General features: G+C 56.0%; 1 protein-coding gene and 1 pseudogene. Both read right to left on the minus strand.

From position 1 onward, the window contains the following. Nucleotides 1–2,165, minus strand: a 2,165-nt coding sequence (gene rpoC / locus JWQ24_RS27935) for a DNA-directed RNA polymerase subunit beta' (protein WP_299815686.1), incomplete at its 3' end; no start/stop codon positions are given. A 94-nt stretch (nt 2,166–2,259) separates the two neighbouring features. Then, nucleotides 2,260–3,012 (minus strand): annotated as a pseudogene (locus JWQ24_RS27940) (DNA-directed RNA polymerase subunit beta); the annotation flags it as partial.

A 3,012-nucleotide genomic window follows, 5' to 3' on the forward strand; every position in this document is an offset into this window, starting at 1 on the left:
GAGTGCGACATCATGTAGATCGAGTTGATCTGCTGCTCGACGCCCTTGGAGTCCTTCTTGACGGAGGAAATCTCCTTCATCATCTCCTTGGCGACTTCTTCACCGGCCTTCGACCAGGCATCGACGACCTTGTTGTACTTCTCACCGTGGGTGATCAGACCGTCGTTGTACTGCTGTTCGAAGTCCTTCGCGAGGGCACGCGTGGAGTCCACGATCTTCCACTTCGACGCCGGCACGACCATGTCGTCCTTGCCGAACGAGATGCCCGCCTTGAAGGCGTTGTAGAAGCCGAGCGCCATGATGCGATCGCAGAAGATCACGGTCTCTTTCTGACCGCAGTGACGATAGACCTGATCGATGACGCCGGAGATTTCCTTCTTGGTCATCAGCTTGTTGATGACGTCGAAAGGCATCTTCACCGACTTCGGCAGCACCTGACCGAGCATGGCGCGGCCAGCCGTGGTTTCGTACCAGCGGGTGACTTCCTTGCCGGTCTCGTCGAGACCCGCCCAGCGATACTTGATCTTGGTGTGCAGGTGGATGACCTTGGCATGGATCGCATGCTCGATCTCCGCCATTTCCTTGTACAGCTTGCCCTGACCGGGCAGACCGTCACGCATCACCGAGAGGTAGTACAGACCGAGCACGATGTCCTGCGACGGCACGATGATCGGCTGACCGTTCGCGGGATGCAGGATGTTGTTGGTCGACATCATCAGCACGCGCGCTTCGAGCTGCGCTTCAAGCGACAGCGGAACGTGCACGGCCATCTGGTCGCCGTCGAAGTCGGCGTTGAACGCGGCGCAGACCAGCGGATGCAGCTGGATCGCCTTGCCTTCGATCAGCACCGGCTCGAACGCCTGGATGCCCAGACGATGCAGCGTCGGCGCGCGGTTCAGCATGACGGGATGCTCGCGGATCACCTCTTCGAGGATGTCCCACACCTCGGGCCGTTCTTTTTCCACCATCCGCTTGGCGGCTTTGATGGTGGTGGCGTGGCCGTACTTTTCCAGCTTGGAATAGATGAACGGCTTAAACAGCTCGAGCGCCATCTTCTTCGGCAGCCCGCACTGATGCAGTTTCAGTTCCGGCCCAACCACAATGACGGAACGGCCCGAGTAATCGACGCGCTTGCCGAGCAGGTTTTGCCGGAAGCGGCCACCCTTGCCCTTGAGCATGTCAGAGAGCGACTTGAGCGGACGATTGCCAGCGCCCGTAACGGCACGGCCGTGGCGGCCGTTATCGAACAACGCATCGACAGCTTCCTGCAGCATGCGCTTTTCGTTGCGCACGATGACTTCAGGAGCACGCAGCTCCATCAGCTTTTTCAAGCGGTTGTTGCGATTGATTACACGCCTGTACAGATCGTTGAGATCCGAAGTGGCGAAACGTCCGCCATCAAGTGGCACAAGCGGGCGAAGCTCGGGCGGAATCACGGGGATAACGTCGAGAATCATCCACTCGGGTCTGTTGCCGGACTTAAGGAACGAGGTCGTTACCTTCAGCCGCTTGGAGTACTTCAGCTTTTTCTGCTGTGAAGTCTCTTCCTTCATCTTGATGCGAAGCTCAACAGAAAGCTCTTCGATGTTGACCATCGTCAAGAGTTCCTTGATTGCTTCCGCACCCATCCGGGCCACGAATTGTCCGGGGTAATCACGAACGAGTTCGCGATACCGTTCATCGCTCAGGAGTTCTTTCTCTTTGACCGGCGCATCGCCCGGGTCGATGACGATATAGGACTCGAAATAGAGCACTTTCTCCAGTTCGCGCAGAGGAATGTCCAGAAGGTGGCCGATACGCGAAGGCAAACCTTTAAAGAACCAGACGTGTGAACACGGGCTGGCCAAATCGATATGCCCGAGCCGTTCACGTCGCACCTTTGCCTGCGTAACTTCAACACCGCACTTGTCGCAAACGACACCGCGGTGTTTCATTCGCTTGTATTTTCCGCAGAGACATTCCCAGTCAGCAACAGGTCCAAAAATTCGCGCGCAGAAAAGGCCGTCGCGCTCCGGCTTAAAGGTCCTGTAATTAATAGTCTCCGGCTTGGTCACTTCGCCGTGGGACCACTGGCGAATCTTCTCCGGAGAAGCCAAGCTAATACGAATCGCCTCAAAATCAGGCGCTAGTTGCGTTTTTTCTTGTTGGAATCGAAACTCCTTAATCTCTCCGCTTTAGTCAGTAGTCAGTTTCCAGTAGTCAGGTCAGGGCCCTCAGCATGGTTCGGCCAGGGCCCCTGGTATTTCCGTCTACTGCCTTCTAAGCCTCGCCACCGACGCCGACGAGAATAGCCTCGCCAGTGCCATCACCCTTCTCAGACGCCCCGTTTCTGCTGATCAACTCAACATCAAGGCAAAGCGACTGGAGTTCGCGGACAAGTACGTTGAACGATTCAGGCAATCCCGGATCGAAGTCGGCTTCACCCTTAACGATTGCCTCGTAGATCTTCGAACGTCCTGCCACGTCATCCGACTTTGCGGTAAGGAGTTCCTGAAGAATGTGCGCCGCGCCGTATGCTTCCAGCGCCCAAACTTCCATTTCTCCAAAACGCTGTCCACCGAATTGCGCCTTGCCGCCGAGGGGCTGCTGCGTAATCAGGCTGTATGGTCCAATCGAGCGAGCGTGGATCTTATCGTCAACCAGGTGAGAAAGTTTCAGCATGTAAATGAAACCAACTGTTACTTTCTGTTCGAACGGATCGCCCGTAAGACCGTCATACAGCACAGTCTTTCCAGAGTCGTTGACGATTTCAGGCAAGCCAAGCTCAGCAAGTCTGTCACTTGCTTCGCGAAGACGAACCTTGATCTCCTTCTCGCTTGCACCGTCGAAAACGGGTGTCGCGAAGTGCATACCGAGAACTCGAGCCGCCCACCCAAGGTGGGTTTCAAGGATCTGTCCGACGTTCATTCGCGAAGGAACGCCAAGCGGATTCAAGACAATCTCTACTGGTGTTCCATCAGGCAGATACGGCATATCCTCTTCCGGCAGGATGCGTGCAATCACACCCTTGTT

The organism is Tardiphaga sp., assembly GCF_028290495.1.
Taxonomy (GTDB): domain Bacteria; phylum Pseudomonadota; class Alphaproteobacteria; order Rhizobiales; family Xanthobacteraceae; genus Tardiphaga.